25 protein-coding genes are annotated in these 26,081 nt (G+C 62.3%); 7 read left to right on the top strand and 18 right to left on the bottom strand.

The features are described 5' to 3' along the window. Positions 1-8 precede the first annotated feature (8 nt). Positions 9-668 carry a L,D-transpeptidase gene (locus NKH35_RS08435; protein ID WP_023682764.1) on the bottom strand — a complete coding sequence of 220 codons (660 nt, stop codon included), beginning with the start codon at positions 666-668 and terminating at the stop codon, positions 9-11. A gap of 1,010 nt (positions 669-1,678) precedes the next feature. On the opposite strand from NKH35_RS08435, the gene NKH35_RS08430 reads away from it, so the two are divergent. Next, positions 1,679-1,843 carry a hypothetical protein gene (locus NKH35_RS08430; protein WP_352914131.1) on the top strand — a complete coding sequence of 55 codons (165 nt, stop codon included), beginning with the start codon at positions 1,679-1,681 and terminating at the stop codon, positions 1,841-1,843. 199 nt (positions 1,844-2,042) lie between these two features. Here NKH35_RS08430 and NKH35_RS08425 read toward each other — a convergent pair whose 3' ends face one another. Continuing rightward, positions 2,043-2,642 (bottom strand): EF-hand domain-containing protein, encoded by a 600-nt coding sequence (locus NKH35_RS08425; protein WP_031237941.1) that lies wholly within the window; start codon positions 2,640-2,642, stop codon positions 2,043-2,045. 416 nt (positions 2,643-3,058) lie between these two features. On the opposite strand from NKH35_RS08425, the gene NKH35_RS08420 reads away from it, so the two are divergent. Further along, complete coding sequence (locus NKH35_RS08420; RefSeq protein WP_023667769.1) at positions 3,059-3,526, top strand: hypothetical protein; 468 nt, start codon at positions 3,059-3,061, stop codon at positions 3,524-3,526. 283 nt (positions 3,527-3,809) lie between these two features. On the opposite strand, the gene NKH35_RS08415 is transcribed toward NKH35_RS08420, so the two are convergent. Beyond that, positions 3,810-4,016: a hypothetical protein gene (locus NKH35_RS08415; protein ID WP_023825912.1), complete on the bottom strand. Its 207-nt coding sequence runs from the start codon at positions 4,014-4,016 to the stop codon at positions 3,810-3,812. A gap of 1,047 nt (positions 4,017-5,063) precedes the next feature. Between NKH35_RS08415 and NKH35_RS08410 the strand changes: the two genes are divergently transcribed. After that, entirely contained in the window at positions 5,064-5,288 is a 225-nt protein-coding gene (locus NKH35_RS08410; protein ID WP_156931519.1) for a hypothetical protein, read from the top strand. A 241-nt stretch (positions 5,289-5,529) separates the two neighbouring features. Here NKH35_RS08410 and NKH35_RS08405 read toward each other — a convergent pair whose 3' ends face one another. The 3 genes from NKH35_RS08405 to NKH35_RS08395 form a co-directional block, all read right to left on the bottom strand. Then, positions 5,530-6,078: a hypothetical protein gene (locus tag NKH35_RS08405; RefSeq protein WP_352914127.1), complete on the bottom strand. Its 549-nt coding sequence runs from the start codon at positions 6,076-6,078 to the stop codon at positions 5,530-5,532. Positions 6,079-6,088: 10 nt separating this feature from the next. Then, a complete protein-coding gene (locus NKH35_RS08400) occupies positions 6,089-7,264 on the bottom strand; it encodes a zinc-dependent alcohol dehydrogenase (protein ID WP_352914124.1) in 1,176 nt (391 codons plus the stop codon). A 534-nt stretch (positions 7,265-7,798) separates the two neighbouring features. After that, positions 7,799-8,428 carry a TetR/AcrR family transcriptional regulator gene (locus NKH35_RS08395; RefSeq protein WP_352914120.1) on the bottom strand — a complete coding sequence of 210 codons (630 nt, stop codon included), beginning with the start codon at positions 8,426-8,428 and terminating at the stop codon, positions 7,799-7,801. Positions 8,429-8,551: 123 nt separating this feature from the next. Here NKH35_RS08395 and NKH35_RS08390 point away from each other — a divergent pair, with 123 nt between their 5' ends. Then, on the top strand, positions 8,552-9,448 hold the full coding sequence (locus NKH35_RS08390; protein WP_352914118.1) for an NAD(P)/FAD-dependent oxidoreductase: 897 nt from the start codon (positions 8,552-8,554) through the stop codon (positions 9,446-9,448). A gap of 332 nt (positions 9,449-9,780) precedes the next feature. Here the strand turns inward: NKH35_RS08390 and NKH35_RS08385 are convergent, their stop codons facing one another. From NKH35_RS08385 to NKH35_RS08375, 3 genes are read right to left on the bottom strand one after another with little or no spacing between them, the layout of a single operon-like run. Then, on the bottom strand, positions 9,781-10,563 hold the full coding sequence (locus tag NKH35_RS08385; RefSeq protein ID WP_352914115.1) for an alpha/beta hydrolase: 783 nt from the start codon (positions 10,561-10,563) through the stop codon (positions 9,781-9,783). 41 nt (positions 10,564-10,604) lie between these two features. Next, a complete protein-coding gene (locus NKH35_RS08380) occupies positions 10,605-12,053 on the bottom strand; it encodes an NAD-dependent succinate-semialdehyde dehydrogenase (RefSeq protein WP_245271347.1) in 1,449 nt (482 codons plus the stop codon). A 58-nt stretch (positions 12,054-12,111) separates the two neighbouring features. Then, entirely contained in the window at positions 12,112-13,341 is a 1,230-nt protein-coding gene (locus NKH35_RS08375; protein ID WP_352914113.1) for an iron-containing alcohol dehydrogenase, read from the bottom strand. 174 nt (positions 13,342-13,515) lie between these two features. Between NKH35_RS08375 and NKH35_RS08370 the strand changes: the two genes are divergently transcribed. Next, positions 13,516-14,214 carry a GntR family transcriptional regulator gene (locus tag NKH35_RS08370; RefSeq protein WP_023729141.1) on the top strand — a complete coding sequence of 233 codons (699 nt, stop codon included), beginning with the start codon at positions 13,516-13,518 and terminating at the stop codon, positions 14,212-14,214. 160 nt (positions 14,215-14,374) lie between these two features. Then, positions 14,375-14,968, top strand: coding sequence for a DJ-1/PfpI family protein (locus NKH35_RS08365; RefSeq protein ID WP_023686902.1), 594 nt, complete (start codon positions 14,375-14,377; stop codon positions 14,966-14,968). A 269-nt stretch (positions 14,969-15,237) separates the two neighbouring features. Here NKH35_RS08365 and NKH35_RS08360 read toward each other — a convergent pair whose 3' ends face one another. The 4 genes from NKH35_RS08360 to NKH35_RS08345 form a co-directional block, all read right to left on the bottom strand. Next, the gene (locus NKH35_RS08360) at positions 15,238-15,870 is read right to left on the bottom strand and encodes a class I SAM-dependent methyltransferase (protein ID WP_023815140.1); all 633 of its coding nucleotides are present in this window, start codon (positions 15,868-15,870) and stop codon (positions 15,238-15,240) included. A gap of 137 nt (positions 15,871-16,007) precedes the next feature. Then, positions 16,008-16,607: an NADPH-dependent F420 reductase gene (locus NKH35_RS08355; RefSeq protein WP_023815141.1), complete on the bottom strand. Its 600-nt coding sequence runs from the start codon at positions 16,605-16,607 to the stop codon at positions 16,008-16,010. Positions 16,608-16,639: 32 nt separating this feature from the next. Beyond that, positions 16,640-17,392, bottom strand: a complete 753-nt coding sequence (locus NKH35_RS08350; protein WP_023815142.1) for an SDR family NAD(P)-dependent oxidoreductase — start codon at positions 17,390-17,392, stop codon at positions 16,640-16,642. Between the two features lie 34 nt (positions 17,393-17,426). Beyond that, positions 17,427-18,161 (bottom strand): SDR family NAD(P)-dependent oxidoreductase, encoded by a 735-nt coding sequence (locus tag NKH35_RS08345; protein WP_352792282.1) that lies wholly within the window; start codon positions 18,159-18,161, stop codon positions 17,427-17,429. A 228-nt stretch (positions 18,162-18,389) separates the two neighbouring features. Between NKH35_RS08345 and NKH35_RS08340 the strand changes: the two genes are divergently transcribed. Further along, positions 18,390-19,286, top strand: a complete 897-nt coding sequence (locus NKH35_RS08340; RefSeq protein WP_023815143.1) for a LysR family transcriptional regulator — start codon at positions 18,390-18,392, stop codon at positions 19,284-19,286. A gap of 133 nt (positions 19,287-19,419) precedes the next feature. Here the strand turns inward: NKH35_RS08340 and NKH35_RS08335 are convergent, their stop codons facing one another. From NKH35_RS08335 to NKH35_RS08315, 5 genes are read right to left on the bottom strand one after another with little or no spacing between them, the layout of a single operon-like run. Further along, on the bottom strand, positions 19,420-21,012 hold the full coding sequence (locus tag NKH35_RS08335) for an indolepyruvate oxidoreductase subunit beta family protein (protein WP_023815144.1): 1,593 nt from the start codon (positions 21,010-21,012) through the stop codon (positions 19,420-19,422). After that, positions 21,005-23,158 (bottom strand): thiamine pyrophosphate-dependent enzyme, encoded by a 2,154-nt coding sequence (locus NKH35_RS08330; RefSeq protein ID WP_023815145.1) that lies wholly within the window; start codon positions 23,156-23,158, stop codon positions 21,005-21,007. Before NKH35_RS08330 ends, NKH35_RS08335 begins: the two co-directional genes overlap by 8 nt. A 43-nt stretch (positions 23,159-23,201) precedes the next feature. Then, the gene (locus tag NKH35_RS08325) at positions 23,202-23,684 is read right to left on the bottom strand and encodes a MarR family winged helix-turn-helix transcriptional regulator (RefSeq protein ID WP_023682744.1); all 483 of its coding nucleotides are present in this window, start codon (positions 23,682-23,684) and stop codon (positions 23,202-23,204) included. After that, entirely contained in the window at positions 23,684-25,255 is a 1,572-nt protein-coding gene (locus tag NKH35_RS08320) for a phytoene desaturase family protein (RefSeq protein ID WP_023815146.1), read from the bottom strand. The genes NKH35_RS08325 and NKH35_RS08320 overlap by 1 nt, the downstream gene beginning before the upstream one ends. 14 nt (positions 25,256-25,269) lie before the next feature. Continuing rightward, entirely contained in the window at positions 25,270-26,061 is a 792-nt protein-coding gene (locus NKH35_RS08315; RefSeq protein ID WP_023682742.1) for a cyclase family protein, read from the bottom strand. Positions 26,062-26,081: the final 20 nt, after the last annotated feature.

Raw genomic sequence — 26,081 nt, 5'->3', positions numbered from 1 at the left:
TGCGCCAATCATTCGACAGTGGTGGAAGCGGGCGCCTGGTCGGCGATGTGCGGCAGGACCTCCACCGCGGTGCCGATCGGGCACCGCTGGTAGAGGTCGATGATATCTTCGGGGAACATGCGGATGCAGCCGCTGGAAGCGTCGGTGCCGATGCTCCATGGCTCCAGCGTGCCATGCAGGCGGTAGCCGATGTCGGCGCCGTCGCGGTACAGATAGAGCGCTCGCGGCCCGAGCGGATTGTTGGACGCGCCGCCCGCGATCATGGGCGGCAGGTCCGGCTTGCGCTCGCGCATTTCGGGGGGCGGGACCCATTGCGGCCACAGCGCGCGGCGATCGATCGTCGCGCGGCCGTACCATTTGAAGCCTTCCTTGCCGACGCCGACGCCGTAGCGGATGGCAGTCTTGTTTTCCATGATGAGGTAGAGGAAGTGGTGGCGGGTATCGACCACGACGGTGCCGACCGGCTCGCTGCTGAAATACTTGACGATCTGGCGATGCCATCTCTTGTCGATCTTGGCGAAGTTGGTCTTGCGATAGACGAAATCGTTATCGCTGGCGGTACCGGCGAAAAAGGATTTTGCCCCCGCGGCTTGAACAATATTGCTGGTTCCACCGACCGCGACCAGCGCCAGACCGCCGAGCACGACACCCCTGCGTGATAAAACCATCGGCAATCCCCCATGCCTTAAGCCTGGCGAACCATAGTTGAGAATGATTTCGGCTCAAAGTGGAAAAATGGTGCAGTGGGTGGGCCGCAAGCGGTCTGTCCGCTTGACGGCAAAATAGCGACTGCCCGCCGGCTCACGCCGGCGAGCTTTTTTGTGCGGACGGGAACATCCTCGCTCCAAGGGTGTTCTGTCACACCCGGCTCGTTCTTCATCGGTCGTGCCGGTGACCAAGATGTCCCCTCATTCATCATGGTCGGCCCGCGCAGCCTTGACCGCACGCGCGGGCCATCCCATCACAAGGCCCGCTGGCTCACGCTGGCGGGTTTTTCCGCGTCCATGCGCCGACACTCATCTTCGCATGCCTGTCACAACGAGCCAGGCGGATTCCAGTATCCGCACGCGGCGAGGAGGACTTGCGACATGCCTCGCTGCGGGATTTTCGCGATGAGTCTACCTGGCTCCCGCTGAACGCCATGGCCTGACCACCGGGCGCGTTGGACGACCTTCAAGTCGAAAAAGCCCGCGGCAATCGCACCTTAGGCGAAGAGGCTTTGCTTTGTTGATGCAGTTGTCATCGCATCAATCGTGGGTAGCAACGCGGTTGTTGCGTGTTGTTGGAGAGATGGGGTTTCCCGAAAAGAATGAACATGCGCAGACAAAAGAAGCGAGCAGGATGGCCGTGAGTACATCTGCCAAATATCTATTACCTCATATGCGTCGCTCCTCGGAAGGCGATCCCGCCACCCTCTCGACAGTGAAGATGGCGGGATCTCAACCGGCGACAAGGGACTTCGATCGACGGTGGGTTTCCAATTCGGCGTCCGGCTGCGTGTTCCGCCGTTCGGGCTTCTTCCAACCGCAATCAGACGCAAGTCCTATCCCATAAGACTGATGGCCAAATTCGGAACATCCGCTGAAGCATTGCGTTCGGCAGCGTGAAACCCCAATGCAAAGGATGACTAATCATGTCGAATTGCGAGACTGCAAAATCACATTCGTTAGGAAATCGCGTGGCTGATCTCACAGCCAAAATGCGTGAAGCGCAGATTGACGCGGGTGAAATGATGGCCTTCCGCAAGGTTGCAACTATGTTGGAGGACAGCCAAGGACGTATCAATGGCGACGACTTGATCGCCGCATCCTTCGTTCTGCTGGAAGACCGAGCGCCCGAGTGATCTTGCGTTGGTCGGCTTCGATCGTTCCTCGATCAGCAATGCGAAGCCTTTTTTGTCACGGCTGGCGTCTCGCGGGACTGCGGGAATAGCTCAAGCCTAAAGGGTGCTGGCCGGGCGCCTAACAGCCAAGAGACACCGCTTCGGGATCGGCCGCCACGCGCCCGCTTTGTCCGAGGGAGTGCATTCCCTTTGAAGACAGCTACGGCGTGTCCTCGCTATCAGTGCCATGCATGCTGGAGCCATGCATGAAGGACTGGATCTCGTTCACATCGATCTTGCCATCACCATTCTCGTCAACGCTACTGAACATCCTGCCCACCGCGCGTTGAACCTCGTCCTCGGACACCGATCCGTCGCCATCGGTGTCCAACAGCCCGAACATCAGTCGCATGCCGGCACCGCGCATCATCTGATGATGCCAGCGTCCAGCCATTCTGTGTCCACGATCGCGGTCACCGTGGTTCTGCCAGCGGTCGCCATCTTCATCGTGGCGGTCAGCATCCTCGTTGCGATCGCCTTGATAGTTGCGACTATCTTCCTCGCGGAAACCCTCTTCGGAACCGCGATCCTGCTGCAGTCGGTCACGGACAGCTTGCTCAACCATCTGGCGGATCATTTCGCGTGTTGGTCCATCCGCTTGTCCGGTCGCATCCGGCAACTGTCCGGCGGCCGGCGGTTCGGTTGCCGGAGCGGGTGCAGGTGTCGAGGGTGATGGTGTTCCGCTTGTCTGGGCGAGCGCGGGGGAGGTCAGGGCAATGAAAACGGCGGCCGCGGCCGTCGTGCTGTGTGGAAATCTCATGGCATGCTCCATCAGTGCCTTCGCTTGGAAGGCCAAACTGGAGCTCGATCTGATTGTTCCCCGAAGGGGATCAGGTCACGGCGAAGTTACAGGGCATGCCCCCCGTCTGAGGTAGATCAGGGTCTTCGTCAGGGAATAATTTCGGCTCTTCTTCCCTAGGCACAAGAGGAAGCCGGCGCCCATTTTTGCGGGCAATGAACGTTGGACATTCGGCCTCGCCAATTTTCTGCCAGTCGATCATACCGACGCACCAATTCCCTCTGCGTCCTCTCCTTTCGTGGGACGGAAGCCGTTTCGACCGCACGCCGTCAATCGCGAATCCCGCGTCCATATGCTGCGCGGCCATGATGCATATTTTTTATGTCACGGACCTCTGTCCGTCTGGACACCATGTTAGCCAGCGCTAAATCAGAGCAATGCGACGCCTCCTGCTGGGACTTACAGTTTTTCTCTTTTGGACCACGTTGCTTCAGGCCGAGGCGTGGCAGCCCTTCGGCGTCCGACAGCTTGGCTTTAGTTTCGATATTCCTCCGAATTTCGTCCTGACCCAGAATTCGGAGCAGGGCGCGGCTTTTCAGGGCCCAAGAGACGCGTTTCTGGTCGTTTGGGGCGCGCGACTGGGCAAAGCAAGTTTTCGCGCCGAGATTGAACATCGCATGATCGAGGACGAAAAGGCCGGTTGGCGACTGACCTATCGGCGCCTAGCCCCGAAATGGGCCAGCTACTCCGGGGTCAAGAATGGCGAGATTCGCTACGTCCGTGCAATTATGGTCTGCAACCAGCGTGCCGCGCTTTTCACAATGAATTATCGGAAATCCGAAAAGAAACCGTATGACCCTGTTGTTGTGCGCATGGTCCGGTCCCTGAGAGCGGAAGGATGTTAGCCAGCAAAAGGCGAGGTTGCCGTACTGTGCTTCCCTCGGCTAAGGGCCCAGTGGTCAACACGGCTCCCCAATAGCCCCGCCCAGTCACATGAAAGCAGGCACCGGCAGATATGCGGCCGAACGTTCTCACGCTGGCTCAGCCGCTCAAAGCCCATTACCGAAAAGCTGCTTAGTGCGGTCGCCAGCTAGAGCTACCACTGAGCCATTCCCGCTGCGGCTGGGTAGCGCCTCAGTTCCGTACGCGTTCATACCAAGAACGGGCGGGGCGAACGTCCTGATAGAGCTACGGCTGTAGAAGCGCGCCGCCAAACTGCGCCCACAAGCGCTCGCACTCTCTCGCCCTTAGGCTCGGGGTACCGGGCGCGCCATAGAAGACCATGGCGCCGCGAATGTCGTATCCAAGCACCGAGGCGTTGGCCACGAACTGGATGGCTCTTCCCAAGCTGGTGATGCCGATGTCGACCTCAGCTTTGTTGGTGAGGTCGACCACGCCTACTATTTCCGCATTGGCGCTCCTGCCCGCCAAAACGGCCGTCGATATTCCATCATGCACGGCAAGAAGCATTTCGGTGAGTTGCCCGGTGGAAGGGCTCTACAAACGCTTAAATGTCAGGTTTGTTCCCAACTGGCCTTGGCGGCTTTCCGACTACCAAGACTGGGTCACGCGGCCTCTCATGTGCGCGTAGTTGACATCGTCTGCTGGACCGAACGGTCAGGCCGACTAGCCCAGTTCCTCTCAGCATCAAGCAGTTCATTCTGCCCAATCAAGCCGTTCATAAACAGCCTGAGTATGTGCGCAGCTATGCGCTCTCCGTTCTGCGAAGCAAGAGGTAGGGCGCGCTCTTTGCAGACCGTGTGACAAACCTGGGCGAGCATCTCAATGTCGCTTGGCCCCAAAAACCGACCCGGATACAACATACCGTTTTCCTGTTGGAGAGTTGGAATGGCTATCCATTACGCAGGGCCACCGGCAGCCACAATCAACTATGATAGTGAGATGTCGAGTCCGGTGGAAAAAACAGTGAGGTCACAAAAGTGGTCGCGCTTGTCTCCGATTGACAGATGCGTCGACGCTACACCGACCAGCGCTACCGCACCCGCTTCATCGACGCGGCTTTGCAAAGGCCTATGACCAGTTCGCTACCAGCTGCCGGACCGCCCAGGCGAGCATGCCGCCGGCCACTACCGAAAGCGCGATGTCGTGGATTAGGCAGCCTTTTCCGTATACATCCAGCTGTTACGCTGCGCATCTGCTTCGGTTCGAAAACTCGCCGCGAGCCTGGCGTGCTCGCGTGTCCGGGCCGAAAACGCCTTCACAGCCCACATGTTGGTAACGACATCGATGAGGCTGCCGCCGACCTCGTTGGCATAGGATGCTTCCCGGCAAGGGCATCGACCAATGCCCCGGGCCGACCAGCACGAACCTGCGGGGGCTTTCCCGGAACAAAGCGTCGACGATCCGGTTCGGCAGGGAAGCGGCCAAAATTCATGCCATCGGAGATGGCGAGGCAGATGACAGATGAAAGGGAAGCTGAAGATGACGAAGTCTGGCGACCGCACCGTTCCCGGCGACGGCAAGATCGAAACCGGCCCGAACACATCTCCGCAACAGGATCCGGCAGAGGGGTCGCGCGAGACAATCGATCGCGAACTTGAGCGGACAGACGACGACAATAATTCCGACGAAGCGGAACGCTTGCGCCGAGACCTGCGGAAAGGGGTGGCGGAAGAGACCGAGCTTCCCGAACGCGGCTCGGCCTGAGGATCGCCGGAACCTGGCCAAGGTACGAGACATGGAAGGCTAGACGCCTGGTCGCATCGCTGCTTGCTTCCTGCCTTTAACGCACCGGCCACACAACCATGCGCGGCGGTGATCCACGGCGAGAACGGCCACTCGACGGTCCACTCTGTTCGGGCTCGCCGAAAGCAACCACCTCTGGCGTTAGGGCCTGACGAGATGCCACCTGTCCAGGTCGAATGGCGCCAGGGTTCGGAAATCTCTATCAGGCTGTGCCGGCCTCCTGGCTGCGCTGCGAGCGGGCACGGTCGCGGGCTGCGGCAGTGCCTCCGGGAAAGCCGCTTCGATCGCTGTAATCGCGTGGCTTGGTCCCGCTCCGAGAGTGGCGCGCGGTCACGCTTTTCGCACCGATGATGTCGAGCAATGTGATGCCGGCGACCATCGCAAGCGCAAGGCCCACATTATCGCGCTTTGGGTTGCCATGCCGATACGCTGTCAGCAATGTCGCGATATCCAGGCCGTCGCCGGCCACCCGGCTCCACAGCCCCGCTTGCTTGTCCACTGAAAGCGAGAGTATGCCGCTGCTTATTTCCCGCGCCCCATAAGCGCGGATCAGATCTTCCTTGCCGCGCATGCCGAGCGCGCCGGCAATCCGCGCGGCGCCAACCAACTCGGCGACGCCAAGCGCGATGCTGAACCAGCCGAGCTTGCGGGCAAGGCCATCGGAGGCCCCGACGGCACTCTGCCCAGTCTTCAGCACTTTGGGATCGCCAGGCGATCGGGTGATGTTGGTAAGTTTGGCAATCACGTTCATGACGATTTCCCTACGGTTTCAGTACAACCTTGATGCAGCTGTCCTGCTTGTCGCGAAACACCTTGTACATCTCGGGTCCCTGCTCGAGCCCCACGGTATGGGTGATGACGAAGGATGGGTCGATCTGGCCATCTTCGATGCGGCGCAACAGATCCTCGGTCCAACGGTTGACATGGGTCTGCCCCATTCGGAAGGTGAGCCCCTTGTTCATTGCCTGTCCGATCGGAATCTTGTCGACCAGCCCGCTGTAGACGCCGGGGATCGAGATCACGCCGGCCGGCCGGCAGACATAGATCATCTCACGCAAAACGTGCGGTCGATCATTTTCCATCAGCATCAACTGCTTTGCGCGATCGTACACGGTATCGGGCTGGGCCAGCGAGACGTGGCTTTCCATGCCGACGCAATCGATGCACTTCTCCGGGCCCTTTCCGCCGGTGAGTTCCCGCAGTCGTTCGACGACACTTTCCTCGGCGAAATTGATGGCGATGGCGCCGCCGGCCGCGGCCATGGAAAGCCGTTCCGGCAAGCAATCGATCGCCACCACCTGTTTCGCGCCGAGCAGCAGGGCGCTGCGTATGGCCATCTGCCCGACTGGGCCGCAGCCCCACACCGCAACCGTATCGGTAGGCTCAATGTCGCACTGTGCCGCCGCCTGCCAGCCGGTAGGAAAAATATCGCCGAGGAAGAGAACCTGCTCGTCGGTAAGGCTGTCAGGCACCTTTACGTGCGTGGCATCGGCGAACGGCACACGCATGTATTCCGCCTGTCCCCCGGGATAGCCGCCGGTCAAATGAGTGTAGCCGAACAGACCCGCGGTGGTGTGCCCGAACACCTTGTCACCGAGATTCTTCTTGCGGTTTGTGCGTTCGCAAACCGAAAAGTTCTGTCGCTTGCACTGGTCGCACTCACCGCAGATTATGGTGAACGGCACGACGATGCGGTCTCCCTCCTTCAGAGCGCCGTTGACGCCCTTGCCGACCTCGACGACCTCTCCCATCATCTCGTGGCCCATGATGTCGCCGGGCAGCATGGCTGGCACATAGTTGTGGTAGAGGTGAAGGTCGGAGCCGCATATGGCACAACTCGTCACCTTGATGATCGCGTCACGTTCATCCTCAATTTCCGGGTCCGAAACCTGATCGCAGCGTATGTCTTCCTTGCCGTGCCAGACCAACGCTCGCATAGCTTGCTCCTATTTTCGCAAGATCTGTGGGTAGGGACCTCGCGCCTGTCCTAAGCGGGCCGATGCCTGGTTGGATCGACTGTGCCGCTGCTTGTCGAACCACAGGGGCGGACCGATGTTCCGGGAGCTCGATAGAATTTTTGGGCCATTCCAGACCCGCACCTTGGAAGGATCTGTCGCGGGCACCAGCGGCCTTCGCGGGCGCGTCGGGGCACGAACCGCCGGAGCCCGAGCCACGAATGGACGTACTCAAGTTTACCAAAGAAGGTCCGTCCGCAGGTGTCCCTTCGCGGCGATCGACACCTCATCTGCTCGATTCTCGCGGCCATAACCGGCATTCTCTTCCTCGCCCTCACAGGTCGGCCGAGGCGCTCAAGGGTCAGCGCTGTGACCGGAGCAGGTAGGAGATGCCGCTCACCGGCGGGCGCGCAGCCCGACCGACGCGATCGACATGAGGTGGATGGGCGCCATCGCGACGGCGGCTCTAGCGGAGTATTTCGCAGAAATACAATGATTAGCGGGCAGGGCGGACTGCTAGCCGTGCGCAGCGATGAACATGGCGACGGCCGACCGGCAATAGGATTCGATTTCGTTGTCGTCCGCTGCTCTCGCGTCATCGAAGCGTGCGATAATCAGGAGATCGGATCCTTTGAAAAGCGCGGCAAACAAGCGGGCGGACCGGAGAGGATCGGGCACGTTCAGAACCGCCTTCGCGTGCAACTGACGCAACAGGGCCTCGATTTGGGCGATGACATTGGCGGGGCCGGCTTCGTAATGGAGCTTGCTTAAGGACTTTGGATTCGTCTGGTCGGCCATGACCATGGCTTCGACACTGCGGACATCTGATCTCAACAGCGTGCGAAGTAGGGATGATCCCACCGCCATGAGCTGATCCTCGACCGAACCGCCGACGCCTTCAAGAAGGGCCTGTGGTGCAAACAACTGATGGCAGCCGGACGCGATGGCCGCGCTGAACAGCGCCTCCTTGTTCTCGAAGTGCCGATAGATGCTGAGTTTGGATATCTTCGCCCGCTGGGCGACCTTGTCCAATGTGGTCGCTTGAAAACCCAATTCCACAAAGAGTTCGGACGCAGCGTCGAGTATCGTTTGGCCAAGCGCCTCGTTGGCGGGTCGGCCGCGCCGGCCCTGGCTATTTTCGGTCACGACAATTCCAGTCCTTGACAGTATCCTAATTCTTGGATTACGATACCATGTAGTTTCTGAAATGCGCAAGCCGATGGGTAGGTTTGGTCCAACCAGCCCCTCATCCACAACACGGAACCCATCATGGATGACGTCATCATCATCGGCGGCAGCTTTGCCGGTCTCGCCGGTGCCCTGCAACTCGGCCGTGCCCGCCGTAAGGTCACCGTTCTCGATACCGGCCTGCCGCGCAACCGCTTCGCCGGCCACTCGCATGGCCTGCTCGGCCACGATCACAAGCCACCGCTGGACATCCTGGCCGAGGCGCGGCGGCAGCTGGCGCGCTATCCCACGATCAAGCTGGTCAATGCCCGGGCCGACAGCCTCTCCGGGGCCATCGACGATTTCTCCGTCCTCACTGGCGATGGCGGAAGCCTCGGCGCGCGCCGCCTGATCCTGAGCTATGGCGTCGCCGACCAGATGCCTGATGTTCCGGGCTTTGCCGAAGGTTGGGGCACGTCCATCGTGCCCTGCCCCTATTGCGACGGCTTTGAAGTCGCCGGCCAGCATTGGGGCCTCGTCTGGTCCGGCCCACAGTCGATGAATCAGGTCAGGCTGTTCCACGATTGGACCGACAGGTTGACGGTCTTCGCTGATGGTCACGACATTCCGCCCGATATCCGGGCCGGTCTGGCGCGCCGCAACATACCTGTCCTCGACGGCCGGATCAGCGAGATCGGCCATCACGGGGGGCATAACGCCACCGTCAAGCTCGATACCGGCCCCAATGTCGCGGTCGACATCCTGTTCGCGCATCCGCGCAACAAGCCGTCCGCAAGCCTGCACGAATCACTGGGCCTCGCCACGGTCGATACGCCCCTCGGCGTAATCCTCAAGGTCGACGAGCGCCGCGAAACCAGCATGCCCGGCATCTACGCCGCGGGCGACCTCGCCAACCCCCTCACGCCGCCATCGGTCACCCTGGCAATATCGCACGGCGCGATGGCGGGCATCTTCGCCCAGCAGTCGATGCTGGTGTGAGAGCGCAGATTCCCTTCTCCGGGGTGCCGCGGGCTATCGTATTCTGAAGGTTGCGGGCCGGTGTTACGGAACGTCGGCTCGCTCTCCCCCGAGGGGCGTCTTTGGCCGGCCAGCCTTGAGAACTCAACTGGGCTGCCTGCATGACGGCGATCGCCGACATCGGTTATCAAGCTCAATCACGCTGGAAAGCATGAACCACGTCGACGTCGACATCGACGGCGGGCTTACGGTATGGGGACCGGTGGCGGGAGATTCGCCACCGCTGTCGGTACCCGATGCTGCGACGCTACTTTGCAGAACGGTCGCGTCCAGCAGCGCTTCTGGCGGAAGTCTCAGGCGGCCACGACGCGGGCCAGCAGTGACGAGGCCTCGGTACCAGCCAAGCCAAGGTCACGGACGCTGCTCATGTGATTGGCCCCGCCAAGGGTCGTGCGCGAAACAGTCAGTCCCTGTGTGTCAAGGTGGTCCGTGAAGAGTGCGGCCTGGCTGTGGAACGGCGGCGTTTCATCGGCGCCGACCAAGATATCTACGCCCACGGATGGATCGAAACTGTGATCGATGGGCGAGAATCGGCGGGCCTCCTCGTCGGTGATCGCGATCTCGGCGGCAAGGAACGACATCTGCAATGGCTTCAGGTCGTAAAGGCCGCCAAGCAGCAGCGCAGCTTTGATGCCGGAAGCCCGCTCGTCACCGTCGAAAAGCATTGTTGCCAGATGCGCACCGGCGGAATGACCGCTAACGGTCAGCAGGCCGGGATTGCCGCCATGGTGTGCGACATTGTCAAATACCCATCGCTTGGCGCGGCGCACCTGGTCGACGATCCTGGCCATCCTGACGGTCGGCATCAGCGCGTAGTCGACAATGACCGCGATCGCACCTGCGTTCGTAACGGTCTCGGCGACGTAGGAATAGTCGCGCTTGGAGAACATGCGCCAATAGCCCCCGTGGATGAACATGTGCACCGGCAGGCGGTCCCGTTTGCCCTCGGGAAAGAACAGATCCACGGTTTCGGTGGCGTCAGCCCCGTAGGCGACATCGGCGACCATGGGAACATTCGCCCTGGTGTCCTCGCTTCTGCGAACGATCTCGGCGACCATGTCGTCGAACTCGACCACATGATCGCGAATGCGAAACGGATCTTTGGCGTGATGTCCGCTCACAGGGTCACGGCGATGTACTTGGCCTCCATGAACTCGGCAACGCCGTGCTTCTGGCCGCCTTCTCGCCCCAACCCGCTTTGCTTGACTCCGCCGAAGGGCGCCGCCGGATCCGACATCAGGCCGCGGTTGAGCGCGATCATGCCCGACTCGATCTTTGATGCCACGCGCATTCCTCTGGCCAGGTCGCGCGTGTAGATGTAGGCCGCGAGACCGTATTCTGTGTCGTTGGCCTTGGCGATGACCTCCGCCTCGCTGTCGAAGCGACTGATCGGCGCCACGGGACCGAAGATCTCCTCGTGAGCCATGGCAACGTCGGCCGGCACGTCCTTGAGCACCGTTGGCGGATAGAAAAAGCCTCTGCCTTCAGATACGCCGCCGCCACACAGGATTTTGGCGCCGCGGGCAACGGCGTCCTGCACAAGCCGGTCGATCTTGTGCACAGCCTTCCTGGTGATCATCGGCCCGCATTCTGTGTCTGAGTCTGTGCCCGGGCCCAGGTTGAGTGCCGCCATGCGTTTGCTCAAGCCTTCCGCGAAGGCATCATGGATGCCGGCCTGGACGTAAAGCCGGTTGGCGGCCGTGCAGGCTTCGCCGGCGTTGCGCATCTTGGCAACCATCGCACCGTCGAGGGCGGCTTCCAGGTCGGCGTCGTCGAAGACGATGAAGGGTGCGTTGCCGCCAAGCTCCATGGAACAGGAAATGACGTGCTTTGCGGCTTCGGCCAGCAGCACGCGCCCGACGCCGGTCGAGCCGGTGAAGGACAGCTTTCGCACGCGCGGATCGGCCAGCATGGCCGCCGTCACCGGTCCGGGGGTCGAGGTCGTCAGGACGTTGACGACGCCGGGCGGCACGCCGGCTTCCTCGTAGAGCGCCGCAAGCGCATAGGCCGTCAGCGGTGTCTCGCTGGCGGGCTTCAGGATCACCGTACAGCCGGCCGCCAGCGCCGGAGCGATTTTACGTGTCGCCATGGCGGCTGGGAAATTCCATGGCGTGATGAGCACGCAAATGCCGATGGGCTGGTAGTCGACAATGATCCGGTTCGCGCCCGAGGGTGCAAGGCCGAACTCGCCGCTGATGCGGACCGCCTCCTCGGCGTTCCAGCGGAAAAACTCAGCGGCGTAGGCGACTTCACCGCGCGCATCGCGCAGCGCCTTGCCGTTCTCCAGCGAGATCAGCGCAGCCAACGTCTCCATCCGTTCGGTCATCAGTTCGAAGCAGCGCCGCAGGATTTCCGATCGCCTGCGTGGCGGGGTCTCGCGCCAGCCGGCCGCCGCCTTCGCGGCAGCGTCGACGGCGGCGGCGGCATCAGTGAGCGTTGCATCGGGAACCGCAGCGATCACGGCTTCAGTCGAGGGATCGACCACTTCGATCACGCGACCCTCCGATGAAGGCCGCCAGCGTCCGCCAATGTAGAGACCGTGCGAGACCGTGGCGTAGTCGAACATATCTTGATCCTCGTCGGATATGCCTGCGGCAATGTTCATTGGATGAACTCCTGGTCGGTCACATCATGGTGGCGGACATGTCGCCGTCATAAGCAGCCCTGACCAGCCGTCGCATCGCGGCAAGGTCGAACGGGCGGGGATTGTTCTTGATCAACCGGTCGATGCCCAGCGCCTGCTCAGCCGTCCAGTCGATCTTGTCTTCGGGAAGACCCAGTTCGGCCAATGTCGGTGTGATGCCGATGGCGCCGAACAGCCGGCTCACCTCACGGATGGTGGCGTGCGCCAAGGCATCGGCGTCGCCGCCGCCCTGATGGGAAAGGCCGAGAGCAGTGCCGACTTCCGCAATCTCCGCGGCTGCTGCGGCCAGATTGTAGGTCATCACGTAGGGCAGCATCGTGGCCACTCCCAGGCCATGCGGGGTGTGGGTAAGCGCGCCAACGGGATACTGCACCGCATGGGCGGCGGCCGTTCCCGCCGTACCGAAGGCGCAACCGGCGGCCAGCGCTCCCATCATGACGTCGGCGCGCGCATCCTCGTCCGATCCGTCGCGATATGCCTTTTCGAGACTGCGGCCGAGCAGCCTGATGGCCAGAAGCGCGAAATGGTCGGTCAGAGCGCTCTTGCCGATGAACACGTGCTGTTGCGGCAAATGAGGGTCGACGCCGCGTTTGGCCGCTGTATAGGCCTCGATTGCGTGCGTCAGCGCGTCGGCGCCGGCGATCGCCGTCAAGGACGGTGGACAGGTCACCGTCAGATCCGGATCGCAAAGCGCCACTGCCGCGATGAGATGCAGACTGGCGATACCCACTTTCAGCGTCCGATCCGGGTCGGAGATCACGGCGACGGGGGTCACCTCGGAGCCTGTTCCAGCCGTCGTCGGCACTGCGATTACCGGAAGGGTAGGGCCGGGTACCTTGAACTCGCCATAGTAGTCCTCGAGCTTGCCGCCATGGCTGAGCAGAAGTGCAGCGCATTTGGCCATGTCGAGGCAGCTGCCGCCCCCGATTCCGATCACCACGTCGGGCTTGAAACCCTTCGCCTCCGCAATGCAGGCGGCGACGCTGTCGCGCGGCACATCCGGCAGCGTTCGGTCGAAGAACAACGTCTCGATCGCCGCGTTGTGCAAGCCAGCGAGAATCTCGGCGAACTGCGACGTCGCCGCGAAGCGCTCATCGGTACAGACGAACGCGCGGCGCCCATATTTGGCGGCGATGGCAGGCAGGACATGGCGCTGGCCTTTGCCGAACAGAATCTCGCTCGGCAGGCGCGCCGCTGCAAACAAGCTCATGCACAAGATCCTGCGAAGACGGGTTGGAAGCCGACAAGCTTGGCTTCGTGCCAGAGGCCGACCTCGGCGCTGCAGGTCATAATCATGCGATGCCCTCTAATAAAATCGTATAGGATATAGGATTGAGTTTCGCGGAGCATCGTGTTAGTGGGTGGTTCTGTCAAGAGGCAAACGATGCAGAACACGGACCTGACGGTTGACAATGAAGCCCGTGCCAGGGGTCGTATCCAGCGCGCCAACAGTCTGGCCGGCGACGTTTACGAAGCAATCTTCGCGCAGCTCATGTCTTTGAGGATTGCTCCGGGATCGCGCATCACCGTCGACAATCTCGTCAAGGAATTCAACGTCTCACATACCCCCATTCGTGAAGCGCTTGGCAGGCTGGAGGGGGAAGGGCTGGTTCTGAAAACCCACCTGATCGGCTATCGCGCCGCCCCACAAATCACCCGCCGGCGCTTCGACGAACTTTACGAGCTGCGTCTATTGCTTGAACCTGCCGCCGCGGCCAAAGCCACCGCAACAATGGACGGCGAGCGCCTTGCCGCGCTGCAGGAGGCGGCTGGCGTCATGGCCCGACGGGTGGGGAAAGACGAACGCCTGCGCTATTCGAACTTCGCCCGTCAGGATGCGATCTTCCACGACAAGATCGTCGAGTTCGCCCAAAACGAACTCATTCGCGAGACACTGAATCACCAGCATACCCACTTCCATATCTTCCGGCTGATGTATCACTCCAGGGTGACCGAAGAGGCGCTCGACGAGCACGAGGCTATTCTCGCTGCCTTTGCCGCGGGCGATCCGGACGCCGCCGAAAAAGCCATGCGTGCGCACATCGAAAATTCGCGGGACAGGCTCCTGCCTGCGTTCGAGTAGCCTGGCGATGCTGCTTGCCCGAGGCACCCTCAAGCGCGGCGCGCCGCTGTTCGCCCAGCCTGCCGCCTACGAATTCTACTCCCCGTTCTGAGCCGATTTCGATACCGGGAAGGAGGCGCGCAGTGCACCTCGCCCCTGGAACAAGCCGAGAGGAAAAGACATGCCAGCCAAAAAAATCCTGATGCTGACCGGTGATTTCACCGAGGAGTATGAAATCTTCGTCTATCAGCAGGCGATGGAAGCGGTGGGACACACCGTTCATGTCGTGTGCCCCGACAAAAGCGCCGGAGACATGATCAAGACGTCGCTGCACGATTTCGAGGGCGATCAGACCTACACCGAAAAGCCCGGCCACAATGCGCTGATCAACAAGACCTTCGCCGACGCCGAGAGGCAGCTGAGCCAGTACGACGCTGTGTATTGCGCCGGCGGTCGTGGCCCCGAATACATCCGCACCGACAAGCGGATACAAGCGATGGTGCGCCATTTCCACGAGGCAAAAAAGCCGATCTTCACGATCTGCCATGGCGTCCAGATTCTGATCGCGGTGGACGGCGTCGTGCGCGGCAAGAAGGTGGCGGCGCTCGCCGCTTGCGAGCCGGAGGTGACGCTTGCCGGCGGCACTTATATCGATTTGTCTCCCACCGACGCCTATGTCGATGGGACCATGGTTTCAGCCAAAGGCTGGACCGCGCTTGCGGCATTCATCCGTGAATGCCTGAAGGTGCTGGGAACGGAAATCCACCATTCTTGAACCGTTTGTCCCGGCGCATCCTGAGGGGATGCGCCGGCTCCCTAAACGGCGCGGCGACTTCCGTCATTTCATCAGGTTCAGATCAGGAACCTGCGGCAGGTGTGCTCCAGAACCTGTGGCCATCATCACCTCGGACGCCTTCAAGGCGCTGCCGCATCGCGTGCGTGCACAGCGCGCCATCCTCGTTGACCTTTCCCAGCTTGACGGGTCCGAACTCGAGTTGGTGGACTCAATGGGGCGGTCGACATGAAGTCGGCGCCCAGGACCTGTCAGGGCTTTACGAACCGAAACGCGAAGCGATCGGTCTCGCCCTTGATCGCGGGATCGAACACCTTGATCGAGTGCGGGTCATCCTTATTCACCAGCACGGTGCTTTCCGCGTCCAGTACGAAGCCGGCCGCCTCCACCTCCTCGCGGACGGATGCAGGGTCGATCCGATGCAGCGACCGGGTGTCGCTCGTGCCCGACCCAGCGGCGGCGGCGTGGTCGACGATGACGTAGGACCCACCGGGTTTCAGCCGCTTGTAGACAGCTCGATTGAAGTCGGCCGCCGTCGCACCCTTCTTCTGGATCAGGGCGGTGTGAAGATCGTGGTAAAACAGGTGCAGCCATAGGACATCGGCTGGCGGCGTAACCTCCGGCATCGCGACGAGGTCCGCCGAGGCGGCTTCGACGTTCTCTCGGCCCGGCTCCTTCGCGAGTGTCCGCATGAGGCCGACCGGATCGTTCTTGAAGTGGGCGATCTCTGCCGGCACGAAGCTGTAGACCCGCCCCTCTGATCCGACGATGTCGGAGAAGAGGCGCGTCCAGTCTCCGTCGCCAGGGTAAACGTCGATTACGGTGGAGCCCGCCTCGATTCGTGCGAACCAGATTAACTCGGATACCTTGGATTGGTCGTACATCGAAATCTCCTTAGGAGTGGATATTCTTCTCGGTGCTCATAGTGATTTCTCCATTTTGCTCGGATCGGATCGCGCTTGATCCGATCCGAGCTCCGATCGCGTGCGTCGTCTCTTTGCGGGTGGGGACGTCGTGCTCGTCAGTCGAACTTGACCAGGTCCTCAAAGATCAGATGGCCCCATCTGTTTCCGCGCGCCTGGACCAGCAGGCCACCTTCCGACACCCCGCCAAGCTTGATCGGCGCGAAACCGAGATTTTTCGCAAGCTCCCCAATCTGTGTTGCGGCAGCGTCATCGTCGCTTGCCAGGAACACGACCCTCCGGCCACCATGTACGGCCGGATCCTGATCAAGCACCGGGGCGACCAAATGGTTGAAGCCCTTGACCAGTTTTGCGCCAGAGAAGGCCTGCGCGATGAACTTGGAAGAAGGTTGTCCTCCCAGTTCCTCCGGGGGCACGCCATAGGCATTGGTCACATCGATGATCGTCTTCCCCTGCCAGGTAGGGAGCGCCTTCGCGACATTCGGGTGCGCCTCGAAGCGGACAGCCAAAAAGATGATGTCCGCCTTGATGGCTTCCGCCAGTTTTCTGCGGATGATCGTGGGTCCGATCGCGGCCGCATCGGCGGCAAAGCTTTCCGGGTCGCGTGTGGTTGCAACGGAAACTTCGATGCCGTTTCGGGCAAACGCCTTGGCAAGGGCCTGTCCGATATTGCCGAATCCTACGATTGCATAGTTCATAGTACTTCTCCGATCTGGTGCTAATGTTGGGGTCAGACTTGCGCCATACCTCCGTCGACGGCGAGATCCACGCCGGTGACGAAAGAACTTTCATCGGAGGCGAGGAACGTTACGGCAGCCGCGATTTCCTCTGGTTTGCCCCTGCGACCCATTGGGATCTGTGACGCAAACTGGGCGGCCGCTTGCTCGGCTTGCTCAGGGGTAAGGCCAGTCGTTGTCTCCAAGGCCGGCGTCTCGATTGGTCCCGGACTCATTGCATTGACGCGGATTTTGCGGTCTTTGAATTCCAGTGTCCAAGCGCGCGCGAAGTTGCGTACAGCCGCCTTGCTCGCGGCGTAGGTACTAAACCCTGGAAGCCCCAACACGTTCGACACTGAAGAATTCAGGATGATCGAACCGCCGTCTTTGAACAGGGGAAGGGCCTTCTGCACCGTAAAGAACAGACCCTTCACGTTCACATCGAAGGTCTGATCAAAATGTGCCTCGGTAGCGACGGCGATCGGTGCGATCGTCCCCGCGCCGGCGTTGGCGAAGAGAATGTCGATATGACCATGTTTCTCCTTCACGACGGCATAGAGGCGATCCAGATCTTCCAGGAGCGACACGTCACCCACGACCGTCGTAACGTTTTTCATGATGAAGGCTGCGGCCTCCTTCAACTCCTTCTCTCTTCGCCCGGTAATCACGACGTGCGCTCCTTCTTCTACGAAGCGCTTGGCTGTGGCCAATCCGATCCCGCTGCTTCCGCCCGTGATGACTGCGATCTTGCCTTCGAGTTTTTTCATAATTCTTTGTCTTTCGTTGCGCACGGGCCAGGGGTCAGAGTTGAGCCAGGCCGCCGTCGACGGCGACCTCGCTGGCGGTCATGAAGCTGCTGTCCGGCGACGCGAGGAAGGCGGCCGCGGCGCCGATCTCCGCCGGATCGGCCATGCGCTGGAGCGGGGTCATCGCGCCGTAGGCCTTCTGGCCTTCCTCGCCTAACGCCTCCTTCGCGAGTTCGGTCGCCGTCGCTCCGGGCGACAGCACGTTTACGCGGATGCCGGTGCCCTTCAGGTCTTCCGCCCAGGTCCGCGCCAGGTTGCGCACTGCCGCCTTGCTCGCGCTATAGGCAGTGAACCCCGGAGCGCCCGTGGTGCCGGCGCTCGACCCGGTCAGGATGATCGAACCGCCCTGGCTCATCAGCGGCAGCGCCTTCTGGACCGTGAAGATCGTACCCTTCACATTGGTGTCGAAGGTTTCGTCAATGTGCAAGGCGGTGATCTGGCCGAGCGGAAGCGGGCTTCCCGCCCCGGCATTGGCGAAGACGATATCGAGGCTTCCGCGCTCGGCCTTCACCGCAGCGTAGAGTCGGTCGAGGTCGGCCTCATCCGAGACCGAGCCCTTAACCGCGCGGGCACTAGGCCCAAGGTCAGCCACGGCGGCGTCGAGCGCTTCCTGCCGGCGGCCGAAGATGAAGACGAAGGCGCCCTCCTCGATAAAGCGCTTGGCTGCGGCGCGGCCGATGCCCGTAGCGCCGCCGGTTATCACAGCGGTCTTTCCATTCAGTCTGTTCATGTCATGCATCCTTCGTTTCGCCGCCTCGTGTCTTTGGCTGCACGGGAAAGCCCCGCGAGAGCCTCAAGATGGGTTCGCCGAAGTCGGGCGGTGAGTGCGCAATCGCGCACATCGCTGGTGCGAAAACGATCCAGCTAGATGATTGAAGGCCACGATGACCGCACGAACTACGGCTGATCGTGTTAGTATGGGCTTTGCAAGCCGCACTGCGCTGCGCAGGAATGCACCATGATCGACTGGGATGACGTTCGCTACTTTCTTGCCGCCGCGCGTGGAGGCTCGGTGCGTGCCGCCGCCGCGCGCCTCGGTGTGAACCACTCGACCGTGCTGCGACGCATCGCTCAGCTCGAGGAACGCCTCGGGGCGCAGATGTTCGAAAAGCTGCCTTCCGGCTACCGCCTGACGGCTGCGGGGGAAGATGTCCTCGATCTCGCGACCCAGATGGAAGCGTCGTCGCACCAGCTGGAGACGCGCGTCTTCGGTCGTGACCAGAGCGCGCGCGGACTTTTGCGGGTGACGCTTCCACCGTTCCTCGCCACACACCTGCTCATGCCGGATCTCGCCGACTTCGCGCGTTTGCATCGCGACATCGAGATGGAAATCTTGTCGTCCGGTGAGCTGGCAAATCTGACCAACCGAGAGGCCGACGTCGCGATCCGCATTGTCGCCGACCGCAAGACCCTGCCGCTCAATCTTCACGGCCTGAAGGGACCGGAGCTGTTCAGCGGCGTCTACATGTCTCGCGATCGACTAGCCGCGTGGCGTGCGGGCACGCCTGATCCTATCCGATGGATAGGCATAGACAATCATGGAATTCCGGACTGGGCGCGCGAGGGAGAAGTTCACGTCACGGGAGTACCGTTCAGGACACCTGACGCCGAGACGCAGATCATCGCGGCGCACCAGGGGATTGGGATAACGAAACTGCCGTGCTTCGTCGGAGATACCGACCCCCTGCTGGTGAGGGTGCCGGGGATCGACGTGCCCATGCATGGGACACTCTGGCTTCTCACGCAAGGCGAGACACGCAAGACGAAGCGGGTGCGGCTCTTCACAGAGTTCGTATCCCGCAGGCTCGCCGCGTACGCTCCGCTTCTCTCGGGACTGTCCATATCGCGCGACTGACGCCCGGCAGATCCGCCGGCAACGCTTCCCGCAATCCGGGTGGAAGCCGAGCTGCGATCGCTTGAAGCGGCGTGTTCAATCCGCGAATCCAGTGGGAGTAGGGAAACGGCGGCAGTAGCGTAGAGGTACCAGCCTAAGCTCGACCTCTTCCCACACCATGATCAGACAACGATGCCACCGTCTTCAGCGCGCCATCGAGCATGTCGCCTTTCTCGTCTTTCAGCGCAGCTTCGCGCAACCGCCTGATCCAGTCGGCAGCGTCATCGCGGCCCTTGACCAGATCGAGCGCCGACAGCACGCGATCGAATTTGGACTGGGCGCGGAGGTGGGTGTCGCTGTAGCCCTTGATCAGCCGGCGGCAGTTCAAGATTTCGACGGCGAGCGCGTAGTCCTGAGGCGCGTGGCTGAGCGCCAGCGCATACCAGCGCTCCAGATGCGCCGTCTCGACCTTGTGGCGCAACAGGCGCCGCCGCCAGCGGCGCAGGCCGCCAATCAACCAGAGGACCGCAAAGCCGGCAAAGCTGTCGGTGCGGATGCGCCGGCCGCGATTGATGCGCCGGTCGAGAAAGCCGGCAAGTTTCGGCCGGTTCTCGATGTAGCTGCCAAACCCCGCCGGCAAGGTGCCGCAGAACTCCTCGATGCGCGGATGGAAATATTCGGTCACCTGCAGGATGGAGCCGTCCTTGACGCCGACCTCGCGGCGCACGCGCTGGTCGCGGGTCGAGCGAGTCTTGAGATCGGCGACGCGGATCATGTCGTCATAGCACAGGGCGTTGGCCAGATGCTTGGCGGCAGCGATGGACAATGCATGGGCATGGCCGGGATCATCAAGCGCAACGGCCTTGTCCAACCGGTCGAGATAGTCGCGGCCATAGGCGATGTCCTGGTAGTCGACGACCTTTCTCAGGCCCCGAAGCGCCATGTCGCGCACCGCCGCGGGCATCAGGTCGATGCGGGCGGCCAGCGCCTGCCAACCCTGCAGCAGGTTCTGCGGACCGCTCACGCGCCCTGCACCCGGAGCGGGGTCGACCGTGGCCGGTTCTGCCGGCTGTGGCGCGGGGGCCGTCGTACCGCGCGCGCGGTCGTAGGCGACGGCGAAGGCAGCGAGGCTGGCTTTCGCGCCCCGGCCGCCGGCGCCGATCGCTTGCTCATAGCTTTCACGCGTGAACGGCAATGCGTCGGAGCCGGCCAGCGCGCCAAGCAGACTGGCCGAGATCATCGAGCCATTGTCGGCGGCGATTTTTTCCATGTCGAAGGCGATGAAGCGTTTCGATGCAGCTTCCGCCGTCGCGCGTACCTTGGAAGACGAGGCCCGGCCGTCACCCGGCTCGATCTTTTCCGACACCGCGGCGATACGGTGCGAGGAGGTGATCAGCGTGGTGCGATCGGGCGTGACGAAGCCCCTGATGATGGCGCGGCCGGCTTCCATCAGCTCGGCGGCGATCAATATGTCGACATCGCCTTGCGAAGGCGAAAGGGCAAAGACCGGCAGCCGGCCGGTGTCGCGGGCCATCTCGACGTAATAGATCGTGGCGCCGGTGCGCTGGGCGACGCCGGCGACCGAGGTCGATTGCGCGACATAGGAATTGCGCTCGGCGACATCGGTGATCCAGTCGGCGAGCACGCCTCCGCCCTGGCCGCCGACCGCGAGCAAAGCGAGCTTGATCACCGGCTCGGTATCGGCGGCACCGGATTTCGGACGCAAGGGCGAAGCCTGGTCAAGCATCGGCGAACGTCAACCTGCGGCTCTCGCGGCGGCGCTGCATCAGGCCGATGGTGGCGCGACGTGCAGATTCGAGGAAGCGGTCCCAGCGGCTCGGATTGTGCACGACATCGGCGCGGTAGAAGGATGGGCACAGAACGGCAGCGTCCGCCACCTCGCCGCAATTGCCGCAGCCGACGCAGCTCTGGTCGATCGATGCCACCGGATCGTCACGCAAGGGATCGTCGAGCGATTTCACCGACAGCGACGGGCAGCCGGACAGCCGCATGCAGGCGTGGTCGCCGGTGCAGATGTCCTCGTCGACGCCGAATTTCGGCTTGACGACACGGGTTCCGCCCTTGATCGCCTTGTCGACCAGCGGCTTTTCGCGGCGCTGGCGGTTGAGCATGCATTCGGACGAGGCGACGATGACCTTTGGTCCCTTTTCCTCCGTCGTCAGCGCCTCGCGCAGCGTGTCCTGCATCTTGCCGACATCGTAGGTGCGGTCGATGTGGCACAGCCATTTGACGCCCATGCCCTTCACCGCTTCGGTGATCGGATGCTTGGTCGACTTGGTCTTGTTGCCCGCACGCGACGACAATATGTCCTGCCCACCGGTGGCGGCGGAGTAAAAATTGTCGACGATGACGATAACGCCGTCATTCTTGTTGAACACCGCGTTGCCGATCGAGGAGGTCAGGCCGTTGTGCCAGAAGCCGCCATCGCCGACGAAGGAGATCGACCTCCGTTTGGCGTCGGGCGAATTGAAGGCTGAAGCCGAGGCCGGCCCGAGCCCGTATCCCATGGTGGTGGCGCCAAGCTCGAAGGGCGGCATGATCGAGAACAAATGGCAGCCGATGTCGGAGGCGATGTGGTGCTTGCCGAGTTCCTGCTCGACCAGCTTTGTCGCGGCAAAGATCGGCCGCTCCGGGCAACCGATGCAGAAGCCCGGCGGACGGCCCGGCACGACATTGATCAGGTCGGCGGTGTCGACGCCGTCGCCGACCTTGTTGGGCGCGCGCACCTCGCCCGGCAAGAGATGCGAGGCCTCGGCGCGCAGGAAGGCGCCGATGCCGTCGAGCATGACCTGGCCGGTGTATTCGCCGGCCATCGGCAGATACTCCTTGCCGACCAGCCTGGTACCGCGCCCGGCCTTGTGCAGCATGGCGGCAAAGCCTTGCTCGATGTAGTTGGGCTGGCCCTCCTCGACCACGAGCACCGCCTGCTTGCCTTCGCAGAAAGACAGGAACTCATCGTCTATCAGGGGATAGACGGCGTTGAGCACATAGAGCGGCACATCCGTCTCGCCGTAGGTGTCGGCAAGGCCGAGACGCTGCAAGGCGCGGATGACCGAATTGTACATGCCGCCCTGCATGACGATGCCGACCGAACCGTGATCCGAGCCGAAGAATTCGTTGATCTTGTTCCTCGCGATGAAATCGACAGCCGCCGGCCAGCGTTTTTGCACCTTCTCCTTCTCGTGCAGGAAGGAGGCGGGTGGCAGCACGATGCGGCCGGTGTCGCGGCGCGGCGCGTCGAGCGCATCGGCCACCGTCATCGGCGGGCGCTTGTTGTCCTTGGCGATGAAATGGCCGTGGACGTGGCAGCAGCGGATGCGCACCTGCAGCATCACCGGCGTATTGGACGCCTCGGATAGCTCGAAGCCATCCTCGACCGCCTTGACGATTGAAGGCAGGTTCGGGCGCGGGTCGAGCAGCCAGACCTGGCTTTTCATGGCGAAGGCATGGCTGCGCTCCTGCATGATCGAGGAACCCTCGCCATAATCCTCGCCGACGATGATCAGCGCGCCGCCGGTAACGCCACCGGAGGCAAGGTTGGCGAGCGCGTCGGACGCGACATTGGTGCCGACAGTCGACTTGAAGGTCGCCGCGCCACGGATCGGATAATGGACCGAGGCAGCGAGCATGGCGGTGGCGGTGGCTTCCGAGGCGCTCGCCTCGAAATGCACCCCGAGTTCGCCCAGAATGTCCTGTGCGTCGGCCAGCACGTCCATCAGATGGCTGATCGGCGCGCCCTGGTATCCGCCGACATAGCCGACGCCGCATTGCAGCAGCGCCTTGGTGATGGCGAGAATGCCTTCGCCGGCAAATTCCTCGCCATCGCCGAGCCTGAGTTTTTCGACTTCCTTGGCAAAAGACCGTTCGGCCATTTTTCCAACCTTCCGTTGCCGGCGGTGCGGCCGGCGCCTGCGTCTAGATGTCGTGCTTGCGAATGTTCTTCAGCATCTTCTGCAATGTGGCGATCAGAGCCGCGTATTCGGCGTCGTCGACATCGTCGAACATCGCCTCGAACGCATCATGCATGGCCGGCCAGGCGCGGGTGAACTCGGCGCGGCCGTCATCGGTCAGGAAGACATGGCGGATGCGGCTGTCGGTGACGCCTTGCTCGCGCCGCACGAAACCTTGCCCTTCCAACGTGTCGAGCGTGCGGCTCAATGTCGACTGCTCGATGACGGTGTAGACCGAGAGGTCGTTGACGGTGACGCCGTCGGTGACCGACAGCACGGCCAGCGTGCGGACCTGCGGAATGGTCAGGCCCTGCTTGCGGAAATCGTCGCGCAAGGTGGCGTTGTAGCGCCCCATGATGCGGTTCATCAGATAGGGCGCGAATTGCTGCAGGCCGATCTGGCCAAGCGTCGAAATGCGCTGGCGCTTTTCCGGAACCTTCTGCTCCATCAAAGCCTCCCCGCCAGGAGAAAGCCGGAACCGCCACCGAGGCCCGCGCCCGGATGGGTGGACGCGCCGATGTGATAGAGGTTTTTGATGCCGGTCTGGTGGTTGCGGCTGGTCTTGAATGGGCGCCACAGGAACGACTGGTCGATGGTCGAGGACCCGCCATAAGGATCACCGCCGACCAGATTGATGTTCATCGCTTCCAGATCGGCCGGCGAATAGGCGCGGCGCGCAATCACGCTGCCCTTGAAGCCATCGATGTGGCTGGCGAGAATGGTTTCGACGCGGTCGGCGTAGGCTTCACGCAGCGCCTCGGTCCATTGTCCGTCAGCCGGCGTCTGCAGCTTGCCGGCGGCGTCACCCTTGATGTGCCGGGGCGCCTCGGGCAGTTGCAGCCACACGATCGCCTTGCCTTCCGGGCAGCGCGATGGATCGAGCGCATGCGGCTGGCCGACGCAGATGGTCGGCACTTCCGGCAGCATCCCGCGCGCCGCCTCGTTGCAGGCTTTCGAGACGCCATCGAGCCCCGGCGTCAGGTGCAGCAGCGCCACCTTGTCGAGGCCTTCGCCGCGCCATGCCGGCGGCTTGGCCAGCGCATAGTGGATCTGGAAATTGCCTTTGCCGTAGCGATATTTCTGTGTCGCCTCGACCTCGGCTTTGGGAGCATCCGCGCCGAGCAGCCGGCCGTAAAGCTGCGTCGGCGTGACCGAGCAGATGACGCTCTTGTTTGCTGTAATCGTTTCGTCGGATGCCAGCCGCACGCCGGTCGCGCGGCCACCGCTCTGGATGATCGAGGCGACATCGGCGCCGGTGCGGATTTCGCCGCCGCGTTCACGGATCAAGGCTTCGAAGGCGGCGAGCAGGTTCTTCGCCCCGCCCTTGACGATCGGCGCGCCGGCCGCTTCCAGCGCGAAGGCAATGACCTTGGCGATCTGCCCTGAGAAAGCATCTTCCGGTCCAAGCCCGGCATGCAGCACCCAGGGCGCCCACAGCGCGCGGATTGTCTCGGACTGATAGGTGCTTTCCAACCAGCTGCGCGCCGGCACCAGTGCCTCACCCAGAAAAGCGGCAAGGCCACGCGGGCTGCGCCGCCAGGCATCGCCGGCCAACAGCTTGGCTGTCGGATAGGACCACAGGCTGCCGCCGAGCAGGCCGAACAGCAGGCCGGCATTGCGCTCGATGCTGCCGACATCGTCGGCGTGCCGGTCGCCATCGCCGGGGGCGATCGCATTGATTGCAGCGACGTTGGCGGCGCGGTCGGTGGTGAGCACGGCATGGCTGCCGTCCGGCCGCAGCACGCCGGTTGGCGTGCCGGTGTGACAGAACTCCAGCCCGTGCCGCGCGAGATCGCTGCCCAATGCCGCAAAGGCCGGCGAGGTGATGAACAGCACGAAGGTGGTCGCCATCACGTCATGGATGAAGCCGGGCGCGGTGATCTCCTCGGTACGCATGCAGCCGCCGATGCGGTCGTTGCGCTCGAGGACGAGCACCTTCGCGCCCTTGCCGCCAAGCATCGCCGCGCAGACCAGCGCGTTGATGCCGCTGCCAACGATGATGTGATCCGGCTGGCTCACCTCAGCGTGCTTTCTCAGCCTTTCGACACCAGCGCCAGCGCGCGGATCGGGCTGCCGGTGCCATGTTCGATCTTGAGCGGTGCGGCGATCAGGATGGCGCCTTTTGGCGGCAACTGGTCGAGGTTGCAGAGGCTGGCAAGGCCATAGCGGTTGGCCTTGTGCATCAGCGTGTGCGCCGGGAATGGCGGCTCCATGCCGCCGGCCTTGCCGGCATCGGTGCCGATCGTCTCCGAGCCCCAGCCCTTGATGTCCTTGCTGATCAGATACTGGATGGCTTCGGCCGTCGGACCTGGCGTATGCGGGCCGGTCTCATTGGCGTTGAGGAACTCAGCCTCCGAACCATTGCGCTTGTACCAGTCGGTGCGCATCACCACCCACTCGCCAGGGCTGATGGCGCCATGCTTGGCCTCCCACGCCTTAATGTGGTCGACGGTGAGCAGGAAATCGTGATCGGCGGCGGCTTCCTTCGAGCAGTCGATGACATTGACCGGGCCGACGAAGTTCTGCGCCGGAATGGTGTCGGTGGCGCCGTCCGGATAATCCTTGCCGCTGATCCAATGCTGCGGCGCATCGAAATGCGTGCCCGAATGCTCCCCAAGCTTCAGCCAGTTCCATGCCCACCACGGGCCGTTCTTGTCATAACGGGAGATGTTATGGATCTCGACCTTTGGCGTGTCGACGGCAAGCTCCGGCGGCAGCTTGATAAGAGGCGTGTCGGGTCCGAGTTGCGCAGAGAGGTCGACCACCCTGATGGCGCCTGAAAGCAGCTGGCCGGCGACTTCGCCGAGGAGTTTTTGCGTGTCCATGGTCTGAAGTTCCCTCTTTA

Origin of the sequence: Mesorhizobium sp. M1143 (assembly GCF_040318435.1) — a bacterium.
In the GTDB taxonomy this organism is placed as follows: domain Bacteria; phylum Pseudomonadota; class Alphaproteobacteria; order Rhizobiales; family Rhizobiaceae; genus Mesorhizobium.
This window is presented reverse-complemented; position numbering and strand designations above follow the sequence as displayed.

Bases quoted from the DNA above. Each gene is read 5' to 3' on its own strand.
- NKH35_RS08435 (WP_023682764.1), bottom strand. From the start codon at position 668: ATGGTTTTATCACGCAGGGGTGTCGTGCTCGGCGGTCTGGCGCTGGTC.
- NKH35_RS08425 (WP_031237941.1), bottom strand. From the start codon at position 2,642: ATGAGATTTCCACACAGCACGACGGCCGCGGCCGCCGTTTTCATTGCC.
- NKH35_RS08420 (WP_023667769.1), top strand. From the start codon at position 3,059: ATGCGACGCCTCCTGCTGGGACTTACAGTTTTTCTCTTTTGGACCACG.
- NKH35_RS08410 (WP_156931519.1), top strand. From the start codon at position 5,064: ATGACGAAGTCTGGCGACCGCACCGTTCCCGGCGACGGCAAGATCGAA.
- NKH35_RS08405 (WP_352914127.1), bottom strand. From the start codon at position 6,078: ATGAACGTGATTGCCAAACTTACCAACATCACCCGATCGCCTGGCGAT.
- NKH35_RS08400 (WP_352914124.1), bottom strand. From the start codon at position 7,264: ATGCGAGCGTTGGTCTGGCACGGCAAGGAAGACATACGCTGCGATCAG.
- NKH35_RS08390 (WP_352914118.1), top strand. From the start codon at position 8,552: ATGGATGACGTCATCATCATCGGCGGCAGCTTTGCCGGTCTCGCCGGT.
- NKH35_RS08380 (WP_245271347.1), bottom strand. From the start codon at position 12,053: ATGTTCGACTACGCCACGGTCTCGCACGGTCTCTACATTGGCGGACGC.
- NKH35_RS08375 (WP_352914113.1), bottom strand. From the start codon at position 13,341: ATGAGCTTGTTTGCAGCGGCGCGCCTGCCGAGCGAGATTCTGTTCGGC.
- NKH35_RS08370 (WP_023729141.1), top strand. From the start codon at position 13,516: ATGCAGAACACGGACCTGACGGTTGACAATGAAGCCCGTGCCAGGGGT.
- NKH35_RS08365 (WP_023686902.1), top strand. From the start codon at position 14,375: ATGCCAGCCAAAAAAATCCTGATGCTGACCGGTGATTTCACCGAGGAG.
- NKH35_RS08360 (WP_023815140.1), bottom strand. From the start codon at position 15,870: ATGTACGACCAATCCAAGGTATCCGAGTTAATCTGGTTCGCACGAATC.
- NKH35_RS08355 (WP_023815141.1), bottom strand. From the start codon at position 16,607: ATGAACTATGCAATCGTAGGATTCGGCAATATCGGACAGGCCCTTGCC.
- NKH35_RS08350 (WP_023815142.1), bottom strand. From the start codon at position 17,392: ATGAAAAAACTCGAAGGCAAGATCGCAGTCATCACGGGCGGAAGCAGC.
- NKH35_RS08345 (WP_352792282.1), bottom strand. From the start codon at position 18,161: ATGAACAGACTGAATGGAAAGACCGCTGTGATAACCGGCGGCGCTACG.
- NKH35_RS08340 (WP_023815143.1), top strand. From the start codon at position 18,390: ATGATCGACTGGGATGACGTTCGCTACTTTCTTGCCGCCGCGCGTGGA.
- NKH35_RS08335 (WP_023815144.1), bottom strand. From the start codon at position 21,012: ATGCTTGACCAGGCTTCGCCCTTGCGTCCGAAATCCGGTGCCGCCGAT.
- NKH35_RS08330 (WP_023815145.1), bottom strand. From the start codon at position 23,158: ATGGCCGAACGGTCTTTTGCCAAGGAAGTCGAAAAACTCAGGCTCGGC.
- NKH35_RS08325 (WP_023682744.1), bottom strand. From the start codon at position 23,684: ATGGAGCAGAAGGTTCCGGAAAAGCGCCAGCGCATTTCGACGCTTGGC.
- NKH35_RS08315 (WP_023682742.1), bottom strand. From the start codon at position 26,061: ATGGACACGCAAAAACTCCTCGGCGAAGTCGCCGGCCAGCTGCTTTCA.